General features: G+C 72.5%; 18 protein-coding genes and 1 pseudogene. 14 read left to right on the top strand and 5 right to left on the bottom strand.

Annotated elements, in window-relative coordinates:
• From CCS38_RS04755 to CCS38_RS04730, 6 genes are all read left to right on the top strand, one after another.
• Positions 1-2,306: MFS transporter (locus tag CCS38_RS04755; protein ID WP_504740343.1), on the top strand; the 2,306-nt coding region annotated here is incomplete at its 5' end.
• Between the two features lie 352 nt (positions 2,307-2,658).
• Positions 2,659-5,160 carry an ATP-binding SpoIIE family protein phosphatase gene (locus CCS38_RS04750; protein WP_372456989.1) on the top strand — a complete coding sequence of 834 codons (2,502 nt, stop codon included), beginning with the start codon at positions 2,659-2,661 and terminating at the stop codon, positions 5,158-5,160.
• 74 nt (positions 5,161-5,234) lie between these two features.
• Positions 5,235-5,960, top strand: a complete 726-nt coding sequence (locus CCS38_RS04745) for a class I SAM-dependent methyltransferase (RefSeq protein WP_223731926.1) — start codon at positions 5,235-5,237, stop codon at positions 5,958-5,960.
• Between the two features lie 123 nt (positions 5,961-6,083).
• Positions 6,084-7,343, top strand: coding sequence for a helix-turn-helix domain-containing protein (locus CCS38_RS04740; RefSeq protein ID WP_223731925.1), 1,260 nt, complete (start codon positions 6,084-6,086; stop codon positions 7,341-7,343).
• 94 nt (positions 7,344-7,437) lie between these two features.
• The gene (adh, locus tag CCS38_RS04735) at positions 7,438-8,955 is read left to right on the top strand and encodes an aldehyde dehydrogenase (RefSeq protein WP_223731924.1); all 1,518 of its coding nucleotides are present in this window, start codon (positions 7,438-7,440) and stop codon (positions 8,953-8,955) included.
• Positions 8,955-9,362 (top strand): DUF779 domain-containing protein, encoded by a 408-nt coding sequence (locus tag CCS38_RS04730; protein ID WP_223731923.1) that lies wholly within the window; start codon positions 8,955-8,957, stop codon positions 9,360-9,362. Before adh ends, CCS38_RS04730 begins: the two co-directional genes overlap by 1 nt.
• Positions 9,363-9,470: 108 nt before the next feature.
• Here the strand turns inward: CCS38_RS04730 and CCS38_RS04725 are convergent, their stop codons facing one another.
• A complete protein-coding gene (locus CCS38_RS04725) occupies positions 9,471-9,923 on the bottom strand; it encodes an Lrp/AsnC family transcriptional regulator (RefSeq protein WP_223731922.1) in 453 nt (150 codons plus the stop codon).
• A gap of 121 nt (positions 9,924-10,044) precedes the next feature.
• Here CCS38_RS04725 and CCS38_RS04720 point away from each other — a divergent pair, with 121 nt between their 5' ends.
• Positions 10,045-10,680: a LysE family translocator gene (locus CCS38_RS04720; protein WP_223731921.1), complete on the top strand. Its 636-nt coding sequence runs from the start codon at positions 10,045-10,047 to the stop codon at positions 10,678-10,680.
• A 15-nt stretch (positions 10,681-10,695) separates the two neighbouring features.
• On the opposite strand, the gene CCS38_RS04715 is transcribed toward CCS38_RS04720, so the two are convergent.
• Complete coding sequence (locus CCS38_RS04715; RefSeq protein ID WP_223731920.1) at positions 10,696-11,127, bottom strand: protein-tyrosine phosphatase family protein; 432 nt, start codon at positions 11,125-11,127, stop codon at positions 10,696-10,698.
• 143 nt (positions 11,128-11,270) lie between these two features.
• On the opposite strand from CCS38_RS04715, the gene CCS38_RS04710 reads away from it, so the two are divergent.
• From CCS38_RS04710 to CCS38_RS04695, 4 genes are all read left to right on the top strand, one after another.
• A complete protein-coding gene (locus CCS38_RS04710; RefSeq protein ID WP_223731919.1) occupies positions 11,271-12,104 on the top strand; it encodes a M55 family metallopeptidase in 834 nt (277 codons plus the stop codon).
• The gene (locus CCS38_RS04705; RefSeq protein ID WP_223731918.1) at positions 12,097-13,509 is read left to right on the top strand and encodes a M20/M25/M40 family metallo-hydrolase; all 1,413 of its coding nucleotides are present in this window, start codon (positions 12,097-12,099) and stop codon (positions 13,507-13,509) included. Before CCS38_RS04710 ends, CCS38_RS04705 begins: the two co-directional genes overlap by 8 nt.
• Before the next feature lie 64 nt (positions 13,510-13,573).
• Entirely contained in the window at positions 13,574-15,586 is a 2,013-nt protein-coding gene (locus CCS38_RS04700) for a prolyl oligopeptidase family serine peptidase (protein WP_223731917.1), read from the top strand.
• 2 nt (positions 15,587-15,588) lie between these two features.
• Entirely contained in the window at positions 15,589-16,521 is a 933-nt protein-coding gene (locus CCS38_RS04695) for a S66 peptidase family protein (protein ID WP_372456990.1), read from the top strand.
• Between the two features lie 38 nt (positions 16,522-16,559).
• On the opposite strand, the gene CCS38_RS04690 is transcribed toward CCS38_RS04695, so the two are convergent.
• Positions 16,560-16,913, bottom strand: a complete 354-nt coding sequence (locus tag CCS38_RS04690) for a MerR family transcriptional regulator (RefSeq protein WP_223731915.1) — start codon at positions 16,911-16,913, stop codon at positions 16,560-16,562.
• 64 nt (positions 16,914-16,977) lie between these two features.
• Between CCS38_RS04690 and CCS38_RS04685 the strand changes: the two genes are divergently transcribed.
• Positions 16,978-17,817: an alpha/beta fold hydrolase gene (locus tag CCS38_RS04685; RefSeq protein ID WP_223731914.1), complete on the top strand. Its 840-nt coding sequence runs from the start codon at positions 16,978-16,980 to the stop codon at positions 17,815-17,817.
• Positions 17,818-17,989: 172 nt separating this feature from the next.
• Positions 17,990-19,768, top strand: coding sequence for a CocE/NonD family hydrolase (locus CCS38_RS04680; RefSeq protein WP_223731927.1), 1,779 nt, complete (start codon positions 17,990-17,992; stop codon positions 19,766-19,768).
• 23 nt (positions 19,769-19,791) lie between these two features.
• Here CCS38_RS04680 and CCS38_RS04675 read toward each other — a convergent pair whose 3' ends face one another.
• Both CCS38_RS04675 and CCS38_RS04670 read right to left on the bottom strand, forming a co-directional pair.
• On the bottom strand, positions 19,792-19,998 hold the full coding sequence (locus tag CCS38_RS04675; RefSeq protein WP_223731913.1) for a ferredoxin: 207 nt from the start codon (positions 19,996-19,998) through the stop codon (positions 19,792-19,794).
• Between the two features lie 127 nt (positions 19,999-20,125).
• Positions 20,126-21,349 (bottom strand): cytochrome P450, encoded by a 1,224-nt coding sequence (locus tag CCS38_RS04670; protein WP_223731912.1) that lies wholly within the window; start codon positions 21,347-21,349, stop codon positions 20,126-20,128.
• Positions 21,350-21,703: 354 nt separating this feature from the next.
• On the opposite strand from CCS38_RS04670, the pseudogene CCS38_RS04665 reads away from it, so the two are divergent.
• Positions 21,704-22,300, top strand: a pseudogene (locus tag CCS38_RS04665) (CoA transferase); the annotation flags it as partial.

The raw sequence follows: 22,300 nt of genomic DNA, 5'->3' as shown, positions 1-22,300 counted from the left end.
GACTCCCGGCCCGGGAGCGGTCCGGACCCCGCCGCTTCCGCCCCGTACTGCTCCTCGGCCTGCTGCCCGCGCTGCTGCTCGCGGCGCTCGGCCAGACGATCGTCGCCGCCCAGCTCCCGGAGATCGCCGCCGAACTGCGCGCCCCGGGCCGGGAGTCCTGGCCGGTGACGTCGTACCTCCTCGCCGCCGCCCTCGGCCTGCCGCTCCTCGGCAGGCTCGGCGACCACCTGGGCCGCAAGCCGGCCCTCCTCCTCGCGCTTCTCGTCTTCGTCGCCGGGGCGGCCTCGGCCGGACAGGCGCACACGATGGGCGAACTGACCGCCTTCCGCGCGGTCCAGGGCTTCGGCGCCGGCGGGGTCATGGCTGGCGTACAGGCCGTCCTCGCGGCACTCGTACCGGCGCGTGCGCGCGGCCGCGCCCTCGGACTGGCCGCCGCGGTCTTCGGGCTCGCCGCCGCCGCGGGCCCGCTGCTCGGCGGCCTGCTCGCCGACCACGCCTCCTGGCGCTGGTGCTTCACGATCGACGTCCCCGTGGGGCTGGCCGTCCTCCTCGTCCTGGCCGTCGCGCTGCGGCTGCCCCGCACGGCCCGCCGCCCGCAGCCGGACGTCCTCGGCGTCCTGCTGCTCGCCTCCCTCGCCACCTGCCTTGCCCTGCTGGCCGCTTGGGCCGGTACGGAGTACGCCTGGGACTCGCGCGTCGTCCTCGGGCTCGGCTGCGGCGCGCTCGGCAGCGCCCTGCTCTTCGTGGCCGTCGAACACTTCGCCGCCGAACCGATCCTGCCGCCCGGCCTCCTCCACGACCCGGCCTTCCGCGTCACCGGCCCGGTCGGCGCCGCCCTCGGCCTCGCGCTTCACGGGGCCGCGAGCCACCTCCCCGCCGTCCCGTACGCGGCCCTCCCGCACGCGGCCGGTGGCGCCCCGGCCACCGGAGCCGGGCTGCTCATGCTGCCCCTGACGGGCGGCGCCGTGCTCGCCGCCGCCGTCGCGGCCCGCCTCATCGGCCGTACCGGACACCACCGGATCTTCGCCGTACTGGGCTGCGCGCTGGCCGCCGAGGGCATGTGGCTCCTGTCCCACCTGCACCCCGGCACCGGACGCGCCACGTACGGCCTCTGGACCGGCATCCTCGGCCTCGGTCTCGGCTTCGTCCTGCCGGTCCTCGCGCACGCCGTACGGCGCGCCGCACGGCGTACCGGCCGCGCCGCCGTCCCCGGCGCGTACATCCGGCAGCTCGGCGGCGCTGCCGCCGTGGCCGTCCTCGCCGCCCTCCTGGCCGAGCGGGCGGCCCGCCGCCCGGCCGTGCCCGGCCCGCCGCACGACGGCCCCGTCGCCGCGTACGTCCAGGCCGTGCCCGGCGCCTTCCCCTACCTCGTGCCCGTGCTCCTCCTCGGGCTCCTGCTCGCCTTCTTCCTCAAGGAGAACCCCCTGGTGACCCACGCTCCCCACTCCCCGCACGGCCCGCACAGCCCACTCGGCGAGGGGAGCGCGGAGGCCGTCGCGACCGTCCCCGCCGCCCGTGCCGCGCCCGCCGCGGCGCCGTACACCCCGGCCGGGGTGCCGGTCTGCGGCACCGTGCAGCACCACGACGGGTCCGTCGTCCCGCGCGCCGCGCTCACCCTCATCGATGTCTCCGGCCGGCAGATCGGGCGCGGCGCGACCGGCGAGGACGGGCGGTACGCACTGAGCACCCCGGGCACCGGCGCTTACGTACTGATCGCCTCGGCCGGCGGCCACCAGCCGCAGGCCGTCAGCGTCACGGTCGGCGACCGGCCGGTCGACCTGGATGTGGTGCTGGGCGGCGCGGGACGGCTCGCGGGCACGGTCACCACGGCCGACGGCACCCCTGTACGCGACGCCATGGTGACGCTGACGGACGTGCGCGGCGAGGTCGTGGCGACGACCCGCAGCGGGCGCGAGGGCGGGTACGTGATCGGAGAGCTGGTGGCGGGGGAGTACACGCTCGCCTCCAGCGCCCCCGCCTTCCGGCCCGCCGCGCTCCCGGTGACCGTCCAGGCGTCCCGCGAGACCCGGCAGGACGTCGAACTGGCGGGCGGCGCCGTGCTGCGCGGTACCGTACGGGCCGGTGGCGGGCGCCCCGTTGAGGACGCCCGCGTCACGCTCCTGGACGCGGGCGGCAACGTCGTGGACACCGCGACCACGGGACCCGACGGCCTGTTCCGGTTCGTGGACCTGGCGGCCGGTGAGTACACCGTCATCGCCGCGGGCTATCCGCCGGTCGCCACGGTCCTTCAGGTCGCGGGCGGCGGCCGCACGGAACGCGATCTCCAACTGGGGCACGAGGACTGATCCTTGTGCTCCCGGCGGCGCGGCCGGATGCGCTCGCGGGCGCGCGTGCTCCCCGAGTGCACGCGCATCCGCGGCGCGCACGAGGCGGAAATATGCACCCTCTTGCGTCCGCGGCCACCGCACGGCGCCTCTTTCCGCTACGGTCCCGTGCCCATGGACGACCGTCGTCCATGGGGCCACAGGGAGGGCTGCGGAGTGCTGAGCAAGCACGTTCGTCCGGGAGTAATGCGAGGCAGCACGGCCTGCGCCCCGGGCGCCGCACTTCGCGGAATGCGCCCCGTCAGGCAGCGTGTGGCCGTACCGTGGTAGCGGGACGCAGATCATGCGTACGCGTACGAAGGAGCAACCGCCCATGGAGCGTGGCCCGTCGCACGGCGACGACATGGTGAGCGCGGCACCAGGCGTGCCCGCGCCGCGGGACCCTGAGCCCGGCCGGATCCCCCTGGCCGTCGTCGTGGTCGACTCCCGTGGTCTGGTCTCCCATTGGAGCCGGGGCGCACGCCGGCTCTTCGGGCCCGCGCGCGAGGAAGCGGTGGGCGCCCCCGCCGTGGATCTGATGCCCGTCTCGGGCGCGCTCGGCTCCGCCGAATGGCACAGCACCGACGGCATCGACGGCGCCGAGGACCCGCACGGCCCCGATCTGGAGTCCTCGCTCGGCGGCGAGACCTCGTTCCCCCGGGCCGGGCGGGCCCGTACGGCGGACCCGGAGCGCGGCCGCGTCGACATACTGTGGTGGGCGTACCCCCTGGTCGGACCGGGTGACGAGCGGCTGCTGGTGCTGGCGGCCGACGCCGGGCAGCTGCACGGCGAGAGGGAGGACGAGGGCGGGGGTGAGCGATTCGCGCCAGGTTTCGCGCTGCACACGGACTTCCCCGGCGCCCACGACCTCGCCCGGCGGCTGCCCGAGATCCTGCCGAGCATGAGCCCGCAGGAAAGCGCCCGCATCGTCTCCCAGGTACTCGAACTGGGCTATCCCGTACTGGAGATCAGCCAGCAGGAGCGCTTCCCGGTCACGCCGGACTGGGGCGTGCCGCGCCGCGTCGAGCGGCGGGCGCGGCTGCTGCGCACCGCCTCCGAGACCGCCGACCCGCAGACCGCGGCGGCGGCCGCCGCCGAGCTGGAGTCGGACCTCGAATACGCCGCGGTCCGCGAGCGCCTGGAGTTCCTGAACGAGGTCAGCGGCCGCATCGGCTCCTCGCTCGACCTGGCCCGCACGATCCAGGAGGTCAGCGAGGCGGTCGTACCGCGCTTCACGGACGTCGCGGGCACGTACCTGCGCGAGCAGGTCATCGCCGGTGAGGGCTTCCCCGACGGTCCGCCGGACGCCACGACGATGTGGCACCGCGTCGCGGTGGAGCACAACGACGAGCCGGGCCGCTGGGACGACGTGGTGCCGGTCGGCGAGTCCATGCCGTTCCCCGCGCACACGCCGTTCTTCCAGTGCATGACCACGGGCGAGCCGGTGCTCATCCCGCGCATCAGCGAGGAGATGGGCAACCGCATCGCCTCGCAGTTCGAGAAGCGCGACATCAGCCCGCTGATCAATCTCCGCTCCATGCTGGTCGTCCCCCTGAAGGCGCGGAACGTCGTACTGGGCTTCATGATCCTGCTGCGCCACCCGGAGCGTGTGGAATTCAACGACATGGACCGGGTCACGGGCGCCGAACTGGCCGCCCGCGCGGGCCTCGTGCTCGACAACGCCCGCATGTACACGTATCAGGAGAACGTCGCGGAGACGCTGCAGGACAGCATGCTCCCGCACATCGAGCCCCGGATGGCGGGCTGCGACACGGCCACCCGCTATCTGCCCGGCACCCGCCTCGGCCGGGTCGGCGGTGACTGGTTCGACACGATCAAGCTGCCCGGTTCCCGTACGGCACTGGTGGTCGGCGACGTCATGGGCCACGGCCTGAACTCCGCCGCGATGATGGGCCAGTTGCGGACGGCCGTGCAGACGATGGCCGCCATCGACATGCAGCCGGCGCAGCTGCTGCGCAGCCTGGACGACCTCGCCCAGCGCCTCGGCGACAACTACCTCGCGACGTGCCTGTACGTCGTCTACGACCCGATCGGGTCCCGGCTGACCATCGCCAACGCCGGGCACATCCCGCCGGTGATCGTGCGCGCCGCCAACGGCCGCAGCGAGCTGCTCGACCTGCCGACGGGCGCGCCGATCGGCGTCGGCGGTGTGCCGTTCGACGCCGTGACCGTGCCCGTCTCGCCCGGTGACCGGCTGGTGCTGTGCACGGATGGGCTGGTCGAGGTGCGCGGCGAGGACATCGGCGTCGGGCTCGCGGCGCTCGCCGAGTCCGCGGCGCACCCGGCCGCCTCCATGGACGAAGCCTGCGACACGATCATCCGCGCGCTCGCCACTACGCTGAACAAGGGACGGGGCGGCCGCAAGGACGACGTGGCGCTCCTGATGGCCCGGCTGAACGGCATCGAGCGCGCGGACGTCGCGGAGTGGCGGCTGCCCATCGAGGCCCGCGAGGTCTCCCGGGCCCGGCTGCTGGTGCGCGCTCAGCTCTCCCGGTGGGGCCTGGAGTCGGCGGCGGACACGGCGGAGCTGCTGGTCAGTGAGATAGTGACCAATGCCGTACGGCACGCCCACACCGAGCACGTCGTGCTGCGCCTGGTGCGTACGGACGCGCTGCTGTGCGAGGTGTCGGACGACGACCACAGCCTGCCGCAGCTGCTGAGCGTGGGGGACGAGGACCAGTTCGGGCGCGGTCTGCGGGTGGTGAGCCGGCTGGCCCGTGAGTGGGGTACGAGCCGGACGTCCACGGGCAAGACGGTGTGGTTCGAACAGTCGCTGCCGCAGACGCGTCGCGGATCGCGTTCGGACAGCAGGTGAGAGAGCGGTCATCGCTTCTGAAAGAACGGTTACTACTCTTGCGTCTGGCCGAGCATCGGCAGTAGCAATTGGCCATGAGCGCATCGAGCCACAAACCGACGGCATGGGAAGGCTTCTGGCGCGATGCGCCGGTGGGCGAGGGCGAGGTCTTCTGGGATGCCGCCCCGGCACTGGCGGCCGCCCGTCATCTCCCGCTCTTCGCCGAGCACTTCGACCCCGCCCTACCAGTGATCGACCTGGGCTGCGGGAACGGTACGCAGACCCGCTTCCTGGCTGAACACTTCCCCCGCGCGATCGGTATTGACGTATCGGCGTCCGCGATTGACCGAGCTCGTCGTGAGGACCCGAACGGGGTGGCCGAATTCCACCAGGTGGATGCGGCGGACGCGGACCGGACACGGGCGCTGCACGACGACGTGGGCGATGCCAATGTCTACGTGCGCGGCGTACTGCACCAATGCGCCCCCGAGGAGCGGCCCCGCATCGTCGCGAACATCGCCCACCTCCTCGGCAAGCTCGGCAGGCTCTTCCTCGTGGAGCTGTCCGAGGACGCCAAGGGCGTCCTGATGTCCCTGGCGCAGCGCCCGGAGGGCCCGCCGGCCAAGGTGCGCGCGATCTTCTCCCACGGCATCGCGCCCGCCGAAATGGCCGACGCCGTCATACCGGACCTGCTGGCCGGCCACGGCCTGGAGACCACCGGCTCCGGCCGCCTCCCGCTGATCACCACCGAGACCCGCCCCGACGGCACCCCGGTCGAGATCCCGACCAACTGGCTGGTGGCGAGACCGCGGGCGGCGTGAGGCGGCGGATCACGGGGTCTGTGCCCCGCGCACGGCACGCACTATTTTTGGGCACAGCTTCTTGCGGTGGGCCGGTGGTACGGGCCGGTGGTCCTACTGGAGACGACGAGGTTCGGGACGCCCATGTCATCAGTGCGAAGTGACCTCCGGCAGCGCAGGGCCGCGCTGGAGAGCGAATGGTCCCGCTGGGTTCCGGAGCTGCGCGCGGCCCGGCGGGCGCCGGCCGGGAAGGCGCCGCTGCGCCCCGAGGTGACCGACTCCTGGGTCCGCTCGCTGCACACCGTGGACCCCGGCGTCGGCAGCGCCCCGGTGACCGACGGCGGCGCGGTACGCCCCCGGTGGGCGGACTCGCCGCTGCGCCGCCCGGTCAGCGATCTTGCGGACGAGCTGAACAGCATCGCGGACGACGCCGGCTTCGTCGCCGGGGTCACCGACGAGTCCGGCACCCTTCTGTGGACCTGCGGCGGCCGCGTCATGCGGCGCCGCGCCGAACAGGTCAACTTCGCCCCCGGCGGCCGCTGGGACGAGCCCGCCATGGGCACCAACGCCCTCTCCCTCGCGCTGCGCACCGGCCGCCCCAGCGCCGTCTTCTCCGCCGAACACCTGGTGGCCGCGCTGCACGGCTGGGCCTGTTACTGCGCCCCGATCCACGCCCCGGACGGCCGCATCCTCGGCGTACTGGACCTGTCCACCACCTGGGACCGCTCGCATCCGCTGGCGATGTCGACCGTACGCAGTCTGGTGTCGACGATCGAGACGCGGCTGCGGGCGGACTTCGGCACCGGCCTGCGCACCGGTCTGCGGACCGATCTCCGTGCCGGCGTGCGGCTGAGCTGCCTGGGCGGCGCCGGGCAGGTCGTGCGCGCCGGCGCCCGGCTGCGGCTGCGCCCCCGCCAGCTGGAAATCCTCACGCTGCTGGCGCTGGAGCCGGAGGGGTATCCGCCGGAGCGGCTGCGGGACGCGCTGTACGGCGAACGCCCGGTGACCGCCTCCACCTTCAAGGCGGAGGTCTCCCATCTGCGGCGCGCGCTCGGCGGCGGGGTCGCGACCCGCACGTACGCGCTGACGACCCCGGTCGACTGCGATGCCGTGGAGGTGCTGCGGGCGCTGGCGGCGGGCGATACGGAGGGCGCGCTCACCCGGTACAGCGGTCCGCTGCTGCCGCAGTCCGAGGCGCCGGGCATCCTCGCCTGGCGGGAGCACCTGGAGGTCGCGGTCCGCGAGGCCGTCCTGACCAGCCCGGTACCGGAACACGCCCTCACCTACGGGGCGCGCGCCCCGCACGACGCCGAGGTCCACCAGCACGCGCTGCGCGTCCTGCCCCCGCACGACCCCCGCCGCGCCCTCGCGGCCGGCCGCCTGAGCACCGCACTCCGCGACTGACGACGACGTGAGGTGACGCCAACCTTTCGCCAACCTCACCGCGTGAAAGTGAGCCGTACCCGCACTCATCCGTACTCCCCGAGGAGCGCCGACAATGGTGTACGCGCAGCCCGGCACAGAAGGCAGCATCGTCAGCTTCAAGCAGCGCTACGACAATTTCATCGGCGGCGACTGGGTCGCCCCGGTGAACGGTCAGTACTTCGACAACCCCTCGCCGGTGGACGGCCGGACGTTCACCCAGGTCGCGCGGTCCACCGCGGGCGACATCGACCTCGCGCTGGACGCCGCGCACGCGGCGGCCCCGAAGTGGAGCCGTACCTCCACCACGGAGCGCGCCAACATCCTGAACAAGATCGCGGACCGGATCGAGGAGCACCTCGAGAAGCTCGCGGTCGCCGAGACCTGGGAGAACGGCAAGCCGGTCCGCGAGACCCTGGCCGCCGACCTGCCGCTGGCCGTGGACCACTTCCGCTACTTCGCGGGCGTCGTACGCGGCCAGGAAGGCTCCATCTCGGAGATCGACGCCGACACCGTCGCGTACCACTTCCACGAGCCGCTGGGCGTGGTCGGCCAGATCATTCCGTGGAACTTCCCCCTGCTGATGGCCACCTGGAAGCTGGCGCCCGCGCTCGCGGCCGGCAACTGCGTGGTCATCAAGCCCGCCGAGCAGACCCCGACCAGCCTCCTGGTCCTGATGGAGCTGATCGCCGATCTGCTGCCGCCGGGCGTGGTCAACGTCGTCAACGGCTTCGGCGTGGAGGCGGGCAAGCCGCTGGCCTCCAGCCCGCGGATCGCCAAGGTGGCGTTCACCGGCGAGACCACGACCGGGCGCCTGATCATGCAGTACGCCAGCGAGAACATCATCCCGGTCACGCTGGAGCTGGGCGGCAAAAGCCCCAACATCTTCCTGCCCGATGTCATGGCCGCGGACGACGACTTCCTGGACAAGGCCATCGAGGGCTTCGTGATGTTCGCGCTCAACCAGGGCGAGGTCTGCACCTGTCCGTCCCGTGCGCTGATCCCCGCCTCGATCTACGACGAGTTCATGGCCCGCTGCGTCGAGCGCACGAAGGCCATCACCAGCGGCAGCCCGCTGGACCCGGCGACCATGATCGGCGCGCAGGCCAGCAACGACCAGTTCGAGAAGATCCTCTCCTACATCGACATCGGCAAGAAGGAGGGCGCCGAGCTGGTCACCGGCGGCTCCTCGCGCACCGTCCCCGGTCACGAGGGCGGTTACTACATCGAGCCGACGATCTTCCGCGGCACCAACGACATGCGGATCTTCCAGGAGGAGATCTTCGGCCCGGTCGTCTCGGTGACCACGTACGACTCGGTCGACGAGGCCCTGAAGATCGCCAACGACACGCTCTACGGCCTGGGCGCCGGCGTGTGGTCCCGCGACGGCAACACCGCCTACCGCCTGGGCCGCGAGATCAAGGCGGGCCGGGTGTGGACCAACTGCTACCACGCCTACCCGGCGCACGCGGCGTTCGGCGGCTACAAGAACTCCGGCATCGGCCGGGAGAACCACAAGATGATGCTCGACCACTACCAGCAGACCAAGAACCTGCTGGTCAGCTACTCGGCGAAGAAGCTCGGGTTCTTCTGATGGGCGGCCTCACCCGACGCGTCGACCTGACGCCGGCCGCCGAGGAACTGGTGGCCCGGCTGACGGAAACCCACGGTCCGGTGATGTTCCACCAGTCCGGCGGCTGCTGCGACGGCAGCGCCCCGATGTGCTACCCGCGCGGTGAGTTCAGGGTCGGCGGAGCCGACGTCCTCCTGGGCCACGTCTTCCACGACGACGTGCCCTTCTGGATGAGCGCCGACCAGTACACCTATTGGCAGCACACCCACCTCACCGTCGACGTGGTGCCGGGCAGGGGCAGCGGCTTCTCGCTGGAGGCCCCCGAGGGAGTCCGCTTCCTCATCCGCTCCCGGCTGCTCACCGACGAGGAGCTGGCGGACATCGAGGCCGAGCCGCCGCTCCCCACGGGAGCCGACACGTCCGGCTGAGCGCGCACCTTCGTACGCGGCCGCGCGGCCTTCGGGCTGCGCGGCCGCGCCGTCATGGGGGCTGCGTCGTCTCTAGGGGCCGCGTCGTCACGGGGGGCGTACACGTCGTCATGCGGGCAGTGGGCGTTCGTGCACGACGTGCTTCATCACGAGCGTGGAGCTGAGCCGCTGCACGCCCGGGAGCGTCGCCAGCTTCTCGTCGTAGAGCCGCTGGAAGGCGGGCAGGTCGGCGCTGACGATGCGCAGCAGGTAGTCGGGGTCGCCGAAGAGGCGCTGCGCCTGCAGCACCTGAGGGATGTCCGCGACGGCCTCCTCGAAGGCGGAGACGGTACTGCGATCCTCCTGGCGCATGGTCACGAAGACGAGCGCCTCGAACTTCAGCCCCACCGCCTCGGCGTCCACGACCGCGCGGTAGCCGCGGATCGCGCCGCTCCGCTCCAGCTCCCGCAGCCGGCGGTGGCACGGCGAGAGGCTGAGCCCCACCCTTCCCGCCAGCTCCGTGAGGGTCAGCCGCCCGTCCTCCTGCAGCTCCGAAAGGATCTTCCGGTCCATGTCGTCCATGGGGAGAATCCTTCCACACAGAGCCCGCTGAGCAGCAATATAGGGAAACACTTTCTGGCTCATCACAACTATTCTTCTCAGGGAAAGCCGTACCACAGCAAAGAACTGAGAGAACCGCTCCATGGCCGCCAGCTCCATAGCCGCCTTCTGGGCCGTGTCCGTCCTCCTCGTCCTCGTACCGGGCGCGGACTGGGCGTACGCGATCACCGCCGGCCTGCGCGACCGGTCCGTCCTCCCGGCGGTCGGCGGCCTGATGCTCGGCTATGTGGGACTCACCCTGGTGGTCGTCGCCGGCCTGGCAGCCGTGGTCGCGAGCAACCCGGCGGTGCTCACCGCTCTAACGGTGCTGGGCGCCCTGTACCTGATGTGGCTCGGCGTCATGACCCTGGTGCGGCCCGCGGCACCCGCGTCGGCCGACCCGTCCGACGTCCCCGCCGGCGCGGCCCCCGGGGCCAGGCTCCTCAAGGGCGCCGGCATCAGCGGCCTCAACCCCAAGGCGCTGCTGCTCTACGTGGCCCTGCTCCCGCAGTTCGCCGCCGCCCACGACAGCGGCAACGGCTGGCCCCTGGCGGCCCAGATCGCCGTACTGGGCCTGGTGCACATGGCCAACTGCGGAGCGGTGTACACGGGCGTCGGCGTGCTGGCCCGCACCGTGCTGCGCGCCCGGCCGGCCGTCGCCCGCGCCGTCACCCGCGTCTCGGGCGCCGCGATGCTCGTGATCGGTGCGCTGCTCCTGGTGGAGCGCCTGGCCCCGTAAGCGGGGGCGCTACCGTCAGGCCGTGAAGCGCCGCACGTACCTCTTCTGCCACGGCGTCTCGACCGCATGGGGGTCATAGTTCCGGCGGACGAACTCCACCGCACGTTCCGGCGGTACGCCGTCCAGCACGGCGAGGCACGCCAGCGCCGTCCCCGTGCGTCCCCGGCCGCCGTCGCACGCGAACTCGACCCGTTCGGCGCCGGCCCGGTCCCGCGCCTCGCCGAGCGCCGCCCGGAGCTGCCGCCCGTCGCTGGGCAGCCAGAAGTCCGGCCAGCGCAGCCACCGCGTCTCCCAGGGCACCTCGGGCGGCTCCTTGCCGAGCAGGTACACGGCGTACGTCGGCACCGGCCCGGTCGGCAGCGGCCGCCGCAGTCCGCGCCCGCGCACCAGCCGCCCGGACGGCAGCCGCAGCACCCCCGTACCGCCCTCGTTCCACGTCTCGTTCACCCACTCACCGTACTGGCGCGAGTCGCCCCGAAGGCAGTGTTCACCGCCTCCGCCGTACGGCTCCGGGGACCGCCATTGGTCCGGACCTCCGGAGTTATCCACAGGCATGGTCGGAGCCTGCGCGGTCGCGTAACGTGCGGCACATGAAGATCCTCATTTCCGCGGACATGGAAGGCGCCACCGGCGTGACCTGGCCTGCGGATGTGCTGCCGGGGACGAGTCAGTGGGAGCGCTGCCGTCACATGTTCACCTCCGACGTCAATGCGGCGATCGCCGGATTCTTCGACGGCGGTGCCGATGACGTGCTCGTGAACGAGGCGCATTGGACGATGCGCAATCTGCTGCTGGAGCAGCTGGACGAGCGGGCGCAGATGCTCACCGGGCGGCACAAGTCGCTGAGCATGGTCGAGGGCGTGCAGCACGGCGATGTGGACGGCATAGCCTTCGTCGGCTATCACACGGGCGCCGGTACGGAAGGCGTGCTGGCGCACACGTACCTGGCCAATTCGATCACCGGCGTCTGGGTCGACGGGACGCCGGCGAGCGAGGGCTATCTGAATGCGCTGGTGGTCGCGGAGTACGGCGTGCCGGTCGTGCTCGTGACGGGCGACGACCGGACGTGCGAGGACGCCAAGGGGTACGCGCCCGGGGCGCGGGGCATCGCAGTGAAGGACTACGTGTCGCGGTACGCGGCGGTGTGCCGCCCGCCCGCGCGCACCGCCGCCGACATCCGGGCCGCGGCCCGGGAGGCCGCGGCGCTGGCGCGGCGGCACGAGCCCGTGCGGCGCGGCCCGTTCACCGTGGAAGTGGAGTTCGACGCCGAGCACTTGGTGGGCGCCGCGACCTGCGTGCCGGGCGTGGAGCGCAGCGGCACCCGCCGCGTCAGCTACGAAAGCCCGAACATGTACGAAGGTATCCGCTGCTTCAAGGCGGTCACCACCCTCGTCTCGTCCCATGTGGAGGAGCAGTATGGCTGAGCAGATGATCGATGTGGAGGACGCGCTCGCGGGCGAAAGACCCGCGCCTGGCATCCGGCAGGACAGCGCGGTGGATGCCCAGGTGCTGGACGAGGTGGTCCGCTTCACCTCCGAGCTGATCCGCATCGACACGACGAACCGGGGCAACGGCGACTGCCTGGAGCGCCCGGCCGCCGAGTACGTCGCGGAGCGGCTGTCGGAGGCGGGCATCGAGCCGACCCTCCTGGAGCGCAGTCCGGGCCGGACGAATGTCGTCGCCCGTATCGAGGGCAGTGACCCGGGCGCCGACGCGCTGCTGGTGCACGGCCATCTGGACGTGGTGCCCGCCGCGCCGCACGACTGGAGCGTGCACCCGTTCTCCGGCGAGATCCGGGACGGCGTGGTCTGGGGCCGCGGCGCGATCGACATGAAGAACATGGACGCGATGGTGCTGGCCGCCGTGCGGGCCTGGGCGCGTGCCGGCGTCCGCCCCCGGCGCGACATCGTGCTCGCCTTCACCGCGGACGAGGAGGCCAGTGCCGAGGACGGCTCCGGCTTCCTCGCCGACGAGCACCCGGGCCTCTTCGAGGGGTGCACGGAAGGCATCAGCGAGTCGGGCGCCTTCACCTTCCACGCGGGCGAGGGGATGCAGCTGTACCCCATCGCGGCAGGGGAGCGGGGCACGGCCTGGCTGAAGCTGACGGCGACGGGCACGGCGGGCCACGGCTCGAAGGTGAACGGCGCGAATGCGGTCAGCCGGCTCGCCGCCGCCATCGCCCGCATCGGCGCGCACGAATGGCCGGTGCGGCTCACCCCCACCGTCCGCGCCGCGCTGCGCGAGCTGGCCACGCTGCACGGCGTCGAGGCCCGGCTGGACGCCGCCGACACGCACGACCTCGCGCGTGACGTCGACGCGCTGCTCGCGGCGCTCGGCCCGGCCGCCGACCTGGTCGCGCCGACCGTGCGCAACAGCGCCAACCCGACGATGCTGGACGCCGGTTACAAGGTCAATGTGATCCCGGGCAGCGCCACCGCCTTCGTCGACGGGCGGGTGCTGCCCGGCGGCGAGGAGGAGTTCCGCACCACCCTCGACCGGCTCACGGGACCCCACGTGGAGTGGGAGTTCCACCACGGCGAGGTGGCGCTGCAGGCCCCGGTGGACGGGCCGACGTACGCCGCGATGCGGGCCTCGATCGAGCGCTTCGACCCGCAGGCCAAGGTCGTGCCGTACTGCATGTCGGGCGGCACGGACGCCAAGCAGTTCTCCCGGCTGGGCATCAAGGGGTACGGTTTCTCGCCGCTCAAGCTGCCCGAGGGCTTCGACTACCAGGCGCTCTTCCACGGCGTCGACGAGCGGGTGCCGGTGGAGGCACTGCACTTCGGTGTGCGGGTACTGGACGACTTCCTGGTGCACAGCGCGGGGTGACAGCGCCGGGCCGGCGCCGCTGTCATGGACCGAACGGACCGATCGGACTGAGAGGAACACCGCCATGGTGACCACGGCGCCCTACGGAGCCTGGCCGTCGCCCATCGACGCCCGGCTGGTCGCCGCCCACGACGGCCGCCCGGAGTACCTCGGCGTGGTGGGGGACGAGGTGTGGTGGACCGCGCCGCGCCCCGAGGAGGGCGGCCGCCGGGCGCTCGTCCGGCGCACGCCGGAGGGCGCGGAGCAGTCGGTGCTGCCCCCGCCGTGGAATGTCCGCAGCCGGGTCATCGAGTACGGCGGCCAGCCCTGGGCCGGCGCCACGGATGCGGACGGCGCGCCCCTCGTCGTCTTCGTCCACTTCGACGACCAGCGGCTTTATGCGTTCGCGCCGGACGGGGACGGCGAGCCGCGCCCGCTCACCCCGGTCTCCGCCGTCGGCGGCGGCCTGCGGTGGGTGGACCCGGTCGTGCTGCCCGGCCGCGGCGAAGTGTGGTGCGTGCTGGAGGAGTTCACGGGCGAGGGGCCCACGGACGTGCGCCGGGTGCTCGCCGCCGTGCCCCTGGACGGCTCGGCCGCCGAAGACCGGGACGCCATACGGGAGTTGAGCGACGACCGGCACCGCTTCATCACCGGGCCGCGGCTCTCCCCGGACGGCGGCCGGGCCGCCTGGATCGCCTGGGACCACCCCCGTATGCCCTGGGACGGCACGGTCGTCATGGTCGCGGAGGTGACCGGGGACGGCGCGTTCACGGGCGCCCGCGCCCTGGTCGGCGGCGACGAGGAGTCCGTCGCGCAGATCGAGTGGGCGGCGGACGGCTCGCTGCTGTACGTCTCGGACGCCGACGGTTGGTGGGAGCTGCGGAGCATAGAGCCGGACCCGGCGGCCGCGGGGGCGGAGGGCGCCGCGGCGACCGTCCGGCGACTGTATCCGGCCCGGCGGGAGGAGTTCGGCGGGCCGCTGTGGAAGATCGGCCTGCGCTGGTTCCTGCCGCTGGAGGGCGGCACCATCGCCACGCTCCACGGCCACGGCACGAACGGTCTCGGCATACTGGACCCGGTCACCGGCGAGCTGGTCGACGCGGCCGGCCCGTGGACGGAGTGGGCCCCCTCGCTCGCCGTGCACGGCACGCGCGTCATCGGCATCGCCGCCAGCCCGCGCAGCGCGTACGAGATCGTCGAGCTGGACACGCTGACGGGCCGCTCACGGGTGATCGCCGCCCGGCACGTCGACGCGCTGGACCCGGCGTACTACCCCGAGCCGCAGATCCGCACCTTCACCGGCCCGGACGGCCGGGACATCCACGCCCACGTCTATCCGCCGTACAGCCCCACCCACGCCCCGCCGGACGGCGAGCCGGCACCCTTCGTGGTGTGGGCGCACGGCGGCCCCACCGGCCACGCCCCGCTCGTCCTCGACCTGGAGATCGCCTACTTCACCTCCCGCGGCTTCGGCGTCGCGGAGGTCAACTACGGCGGCTCGACGGGGTACGGCAGGGAGTACCGCGAGCGGCTGCGCGAGCAGTGGGGCGTGGTGGACGTCGAGGACTGCGCCGCGGTCGCCCGGGCGCTGGCCGACGAGGGCACCGCCGACCCCTCCCGGCTCGCCATCCGCGGCGGCAGCGCCGGCGGCTGGACCACCGCGGCCTCGCTGACCGGCACCGACCTCTACGCCTGCGGCACGATCAGCTATCCGGTCCTGGACCTGACGGCCTGGGCCGGCGGCGAGACCCACGACTTCGAGTCGCAGTATCTGGAGTCGCTGGTCGGCCCGCTCGCCGAAGTCCCCGACCGGTACCGTGACCGCTCGCCGCTGCATCGGGCGGACCGGATCTCCGTGCCGTTCCTGCTGCTCCAGGGCCTGGACGATGTGATCTGCCCGCCCGCGCAGGCCGAGCGGTTCCTCGCCGAGGTCGCCCGCTGCGGCATGCCGCACGCGTATCTCTCCTTCGAGGGCGAGGGCCACGGCTTCCGCCGCGAGGACACCATCGTCCGCGCCGTCGAGGCCGAACTGTCCCTGTACGCGCAGACCTTCGGCATCACACGTACGGACGTGCCGATGCTGGAACTGGGCAAGTGACCGTGCGGCAGGGCATCCGGCCGCCCCGGCTGCGGCCCGGCGACCGGGTGGCCGTCGTCGCGCCCAGCGGCCCGGTCGCCCCCGAGCGGCTGGACGCCGGCCTGGACATCCTGCGCGGCTGGGACCTCGACCCCGTACTGGCGCCTCATGTCCGCGCCGGACACGAGGAGTTGGCGTACTTGGCCGCGCCGGACGAGCGCCGGGCCCGCGACCTCCAGGACGCCTGGTGCGACCCGGCGGTGGCGGCGGTGTTCGCCGCGCGCGGCGGGTACGGCGCGCAGCGCATGGTCGACCTGCTGGACTGGGCGGCGATACGGTCGGCGCCGCCCAAGCCGCTGATCGGCTTCAGCGATGTGACCGTCCTGCACGAGGCGTTCGCGCTGCGGGCCGGAGTGGCGACGCTGCACGGCCCCGCGGTGGCCGGCGAGGTCTTCCTCAAGGACGAGCCCACACGCGACCACCTGCGGCGCACGCTCTTCACCCCCGAGGATCCGGCCGTACTGACCCTGGCCCCCGGCACGGCACGGACGCTGCTGCCGGGCGGGGCGCACGGCGTCACGTTCGGCGGCTGCCTGGCACTGCTGGCGAGCGAGGCGGGCACGCCGGACGCACGCCCGGACGCGGCCGGCGGTCTCCTGCTGCTGGAGGACGTGGGCGAGCCCCCGTACGCCATCGACCGCGCGCTGACCCAACTTCTCCGCTCCGGCACGCTGACCGGGGTGGCCGGGGTCGTGCTCGGATCCTGGGCGCGCTGCGGCCCGTACGAGCACGTCCGCGCCGTACTGACGGACCGGCTCGGCGGGCTCGGGGTGCCGGTGGTCGAGGAGTTCGGCTTCGGCCACGGCGACTCGGCCCTGACGGTCCCCCTGGGCGTACCGGCCACACTCGACGCGGACGCGCGCACGCTGACATTCGACGTACCGCCATTGCTCTGACGTCCGGCCGGTACGGACCGTGTGGCCGGTGCGGACCGTCAACCGGGCTTGGCGGCAATGACGTCGTCGAGCATCGTGCGGGACGCCTGCAACTCGCCGATGGCCCGGCTGATCCGCTCCCTCTCCTGCTCCAGCCGGGCGACCAGGTCCGGGCAGGTGGGGAGGAGGCGACCGTCGTCCGTACGGATGCAGGGCAGTACCTGTGCGATCAGCGAGGTCGTCAGCCCCGCCGCCAGCAGACAGCGGATGCGGTACACGGTTTCCACGTCCGACTCGTCGTAGACCCGGTACCCGCTCGGCAGCCGCCGCGGAGCCAGCAGCCCCTGCTGTTCGTAGTAGCGCAGCAGCCGCTCGTGGACTCCCGTGCGCCGGACCATCTCCTTCATCCGCACGTGATCCGCCTCCGCGCGCCGCGACTTGACTCTGACACTGATGTCAGAGTTTAGCGTCGTCTGCATGAACGCTGAGCACTCGGAGCACGTACTTCCCACCCCTCACCTCGACGTCGTCGTCCAGGGCAGCGGTCCCGCGCTGCTGCTCGCGCACGGTGCGGGCGGCGGCATTGCCGGCAACTTCGGCCTGGTCCTCGACGATCTCGCCCGCGACCACACCCTGATCGGCCCGCACTATCCGGGCGCGGGTGGCTCGCCCGTCGCCACCGAGCCGCTGGACCTGGACGTACTCGCGGACCAGCTGGTCGCCTCCGCCGTCGCGGCCGGGCAGGAGTCGTTCGCCGTGCTCGGCGAGTCGCTCGGGAGTGCCGTGGCCGTCCGGGTCGCCACCCGGCATCCCGCGCGGGTGCGGGCGCTCGTCCTCACCGCCGGTTTCCCGGTCGCCGATCCGGTCCTGGAACTGGCCGCCCGGCTCATCAAGGCCGCGGCGGAAGCGGGGCGTTGGGAAGAAGTCGCCCGGCTCGCCTGCGTATCGTGCCTGTCGCGGACGGACCTGGCGGAGTTGGCGCCGTCCGACCTCGACGCGCTGGTGGCACAGACCCTGGCCGGGATGCCGCCGGGGATGGTGGACCACTTCGATCTGGTGTCCCGGGTGGATGTCCGTGCCGACCTCGCGAAGGTGTCCGCGCCCACGTTGGTGGTGGCCCCGATGGGCGACAGGCTGGTCCTGCCCGACAGTTCGTACCGCCTGGCGGCCGGTATCGCGGGCGCCCGGCTGGTCGAACTGCCCGGCGCGGCCCACATACTGAATGCGGTCGACCGTATGACGTGGCTACAGCACGTCCGCGCGTTTCTCTCCGCTCTCCCCGCCCCGGTCAACCAGTCAGTGACCAGCGGTAACTGACTCGTCGGTAAGAACTTTTGTCACCTCCGTTGACATGTCCGAAATGCATGCCGGAACATGAGCGCGCCGTACTGACTGGTAGGTATGGCGTGTCTCTGTGGAGGTCAGCGTGTACCCAGCAGTGTCCCGCCCCGTTCTGCGCACGTCCCTCGCTCTGTTGGCCGCCGTCACCATGGCCACCCCGCTCGCGCTCGCCGAGCCTGCCGCGGCCGCCGAACTGTACGACGTCACCGCCGTGAAGCTGACCGTGCGGGCCGGTGACCGTGACTGCGCGGTGGATGCCGATCTGTACCGCCCGGCGGGCGTCGACGCGGCGCATCCCGCTCCCGCCGTCCTGACCACCAACGGCTTCGGCGGCAGCAAGGCGGACGGCTCGACCGCCGCCACCGCTCGCGCCTTCGCCGAGCGTGGCTACGTCGCTCTGGCCTACTCCGGCCTCGGCTTCGGCAAGTCCGGTTGCCCGATCTCGCTCGACGACCCGCGGATCGACGGTCGGGCGGCCAGTCAGCTCATCGACTTCCTCGCCGGTACGCGCACGGCGGACGACGGCACTCGCGTCGACTACGTGACGAAGGACGGTGGAAGCGGGGAGGCCGCAGGGGCCGGGGCGGAGAGTGCCGATCCGCGCGTGGGCATGATCGGCGGCTCGTACGGCGGTGCGATCCAGATGGCCACCGCCGCTGTGGACCACCGCGTGGACGCCCTCGTACCGCTGATCACCTGGAACGACCTGGCGTACGCGCTGGACCCCAACAACGCCGACCAGCCGGCGGGTAGCGTCAGCAACGACGTCCCCGGTGTGTACAAGCATCAGTGGACCAACGGGTTCTTCCTCATCGGCGAGGCGCAGGGGCTGCTCAATCCGAGCCTGGATCCGTCCCGGCTCGGCGGCGCGGGCTGTCTGCACTTCGTCGCGAAGGCGTGTCAGACCAAGCGCTGGCTGGACTCGGGTCGGTATACCGACGACAGTAAGCAGTCGATCCTCGACTATGCGCGCAGCGTCAGCCCCGTCTCGTACCTGAAGTCCGTCAAGGCGCCGACGCTGCTGGTCCAGGGCCAGGCGGACACCCTGTTCAACCTCAACGAGGCGGCGGCCACCTACCGGACGCTCACGGCGCAGGGCACCGAGGCCAAGATGATCTGGCAGTCCTGGGGCCACAGCGGCGGCATGACCGACCCGGCCTCCGGCGAACTCAACCTGAGCCAGGGCAACTTGGAGACCAGCTACGTCGGTCAGCGCATCCTCGCCTGGTTCGACCGCTACCTCCAGCACAAGAAGGGCACCGACACCGGGCCCGCGTTCGCCTACTACCGGGACTGGATGCCGGCCGGGCAGACGTACGGCACATCCGCCACGTTCCCCGCGAGCGGCGACGCCTGGAAGCTGTACCTCTCCGGCGACGGCAAGCTCGTCGACAACCGGTCGAAGGTGGCGCGCGGCAGCCGCGAGTACCGCAACGGGCTGCTGCCCACCAGTCACTCGGAGAGCTCGCTGGCCGGGCTCATCGGACTGCAGGACCCCGAGCCCTACGACCTCAAGGGGACGTACCTGAACTGGACTTCCGAGCCGGTCGAGGGCGCGCCCGTCGATGTGGTGGGCGCCCCGAAGGCGACCCTGAAGGTCGTCTCGCCGCGCACGGAGAAGGTGCAGAACTCCGGTGACGCGGCCGACAAGCTGGTGCTCTTCGCCAAGCTGTACGACATCGCGCCCGACGGCTCCAAGACGCTCGTGCACCGGCTCGTAGCGCCCGCGCGGGTGCCGGACGTGACCCGCCCGTTCACCGTCGAGCTGCCGGCCATCGTGCACCGCTACCAGCCCGGCCACCGCCTGCGGTTCGTCATCGCGGCGAGCGACACGGCGTACTACGGCAACCGCGGCATCAAGCCGGTGACGGTGACCAGCGCGCCCGAGGACACGGGCACGCTCGAACTGCCACTGGCGGGGCGGTAGTCGGGCGGGCCGGACGCAGTCGCTCAGTCGTCCGCGACCGTGATCGCCTGTACCGGGCAGGCGCGGGCGGCCTCGCGGGCGAGGGGGTCGGCGGGGGCGTCCTCGGCGTGCGGCAGCAGCTCGCTGAGGCCGTCGTCGTCCTGCGTGAAGGTCTTGGGCGCGGTGAGGGCGCACTGCCCCGAGCCGATGCAGAGGTCCTTGTCGATGCTGATGTGCTGGGTGGTCGGCATGGTCGGTCCCTGAGTCCGTGGGTGGCTTGTGGGGGAGGGGCCGGCCCGGCGCGGTGATGGTGCTGCCGTGTCGGGGACGGGGCCGGCTCCGGTGGTGCGGGAGCGGTGAGCGGCTGTCGGTCAACTGCTACCAGGCGACGGGGAGTTCCACCATGCCCTGGAGGGTGTCGCCGGGCTTGAACGGAATCTCCTCGGCGGGCGCCGCGAGACGCAGGCCGGGGAGCCGGGCGAAGAGCGTGTGCAGCGCGATCTCCAGCTCGGCGCGGGCGAGGTTCTGGCCCAGGCACTGGTGGATGCCGAAGCCGAAGGCGATGTGGTGCCGGGCCGAGCGGTTCCAGTCCAGCTCGTCCGGCGACTCGTACGCCGTGGCGTCACGGTTGACGAGCGAGGTGGAGAACACCACGCCGTCGCCCTTCTTGACCGTCACGCCGCCGATCTCGATGTCCGCGGTCGCCACCCGCAGCATCCCGTCCGCGATGGAGAGGTACCGGAGCAGCTCCTCGACCGCGGTGGGTACCAGCGAGGGGTCAGCGCGCAGCGCTGCCAGCTTCTCCGGCTGCTGCAACAGCGTGAACACACCCAGCGAGATCATGTTGGCGGTCGTCTCGTGCCCGGCCACCAGCAGGATCATCGCCATGCCGACCAGCTCGTCGTGCGCCAGGTCGCCGGTGCGCAGCCGGTCGGCGATCAGCTCGTCCAGCAGCCCGTCGCCCGGCTCGGCCTCCTTCCGGGTGATCAGTTCGCCGAAGTACTCCTCCAGGTCGTCCAGGGCCTTCCGGGAGTCGTCCGCGGTGGGGCCGCGCAGCAGACGGCGCGACGCGTCCTCGAAGAACTCGTGGTCGGCGTACGGGACGCCGAGCAGCTCGCAGATGACCATGGACGGCACCGGCAGGGCGAACGCCGAGACCAGCTCGGCCGGCTGCCCGGCGGCCACCATGTCATCCAGTAGCCGGTCGACAATCTGCTGGATACGCGGGCGCAGTGCCGCGATCCGCTTCAGGCCGAAGCTGGGGATCAGCATCCGCCGCTGGACGTTGTGCTCGGGGTCGTCCACCCCGAGGAGCATGGCGCGGCTCTTGCGGCCCTCGTCGCGCAGCCCCTCGAACCGGGCGCTGGGGCTCGGGAAGTCGGGGTTCAGCCGGTCCGAGGACAGCCGCTGGTCGGTGAGCAGGGCGCGTGCTTCGGCGTGCCCTGTCACAGCCCACACCTCCCGGCCGTCGTAGAGGTGGATACGGGCGAGCGGGCCTTGCTCGCGCAGGGGCGCGTAGGCGGTGGGCGGGTGATAGGGACAGGTGCGGTCCTGCGGAAACTTGACGGTTTCCGCGACCGCTTCCGATATGGCTTCCGACACGGCGTACCTCCGGTGCGCTAACTCGGTTGTGCCGCTGCCTATTTCATGCCATGTCGGGAGATATCGCTACGCCATGTTCGGCCAACTACCCGGTTTTTGCCGCGAGTTGACCATTTCGTCTGGTAGGGCGCGGCGAACCGGACCGTACTGGGCGGAAATGCCGGGCCGGGGCGCGTTCCGGGCCCGTTTCGGAGCGTGGGGGTGAGGCGCGGGGCCGTCCGCGGTGCCGCGGGTTCGCGCCGGGCGTGGCCGAGATGTGCCGAACGCGGCGAGCGGTTCAGGCCGATCCCGCCCCGTCCGTCGCCGTGAGGAAGTGCTCTTCTCGTGGGTGGCACTCAGTGCCACACTGGCGGGATGGATGACGACGCGGGGTATCGAGGTGACGCGGCGGCCCTGGCCTGGGCCGCGCTCGGCGGTCCGGCCGGACTGACCGGACGGGTGCGGTACGGCGGCGCGCGCGGGCTGCTTCCGGCGCGGCTGCCGGTCATGGATCTGGCCAGGACGACCGTCGCGGTCTGCGCGCTGGCCGGAGCGGAGCTCGCCGCGGCCCGTACCGGCGGTTCCGTGCCCGCCGTGACCGTCGACGACGGCGCCGTGGCCACCGCCTTCCTCAGCGAGCGCCATCTGCGCATCGACGGCCGGGCGCCCACGGCCTTCGCGCCGCTCTCCGGTTTCTGGCACACCGCCGACGGTCGACTGCGTACGCACGCCAATTACCCGCACCACCGCGACCGCCTGCTCGCCGCCCTCGGCCTGCCCGGTGACGCCGGGCCCGAGGCACTCGCGGCCGAGCTCGCGGGGCGGAGCGCCGGGGAGGTCGAGGAGACCGTGTACGCGGCGGGCGGCCTGGCCGTCGCCGTACGGGACGCGAAGGAGTGGGCCGCCCATCCGCAGGGCGCCGCCGTGGCCGGGCGCCCGCTGCTCACCCTCGCGCCGCTCGGCGCCGCCACG

This window comes from Streptomyces purpurogeneiscleroticus, assembly GCF_020024005.1.
Lineage (GTDB): Bacteria > Actinomycetota > Actinomycetes > Streptomycetales > Streptomycetaceae > Streptomyces > Streptomyces purpurogeneiscleroticus.
The sequence above is the reverse complement of the archived record's forward strand: the minus strand, read 5'-3'. Positions and strand labels throughout refer to the sequence as shown.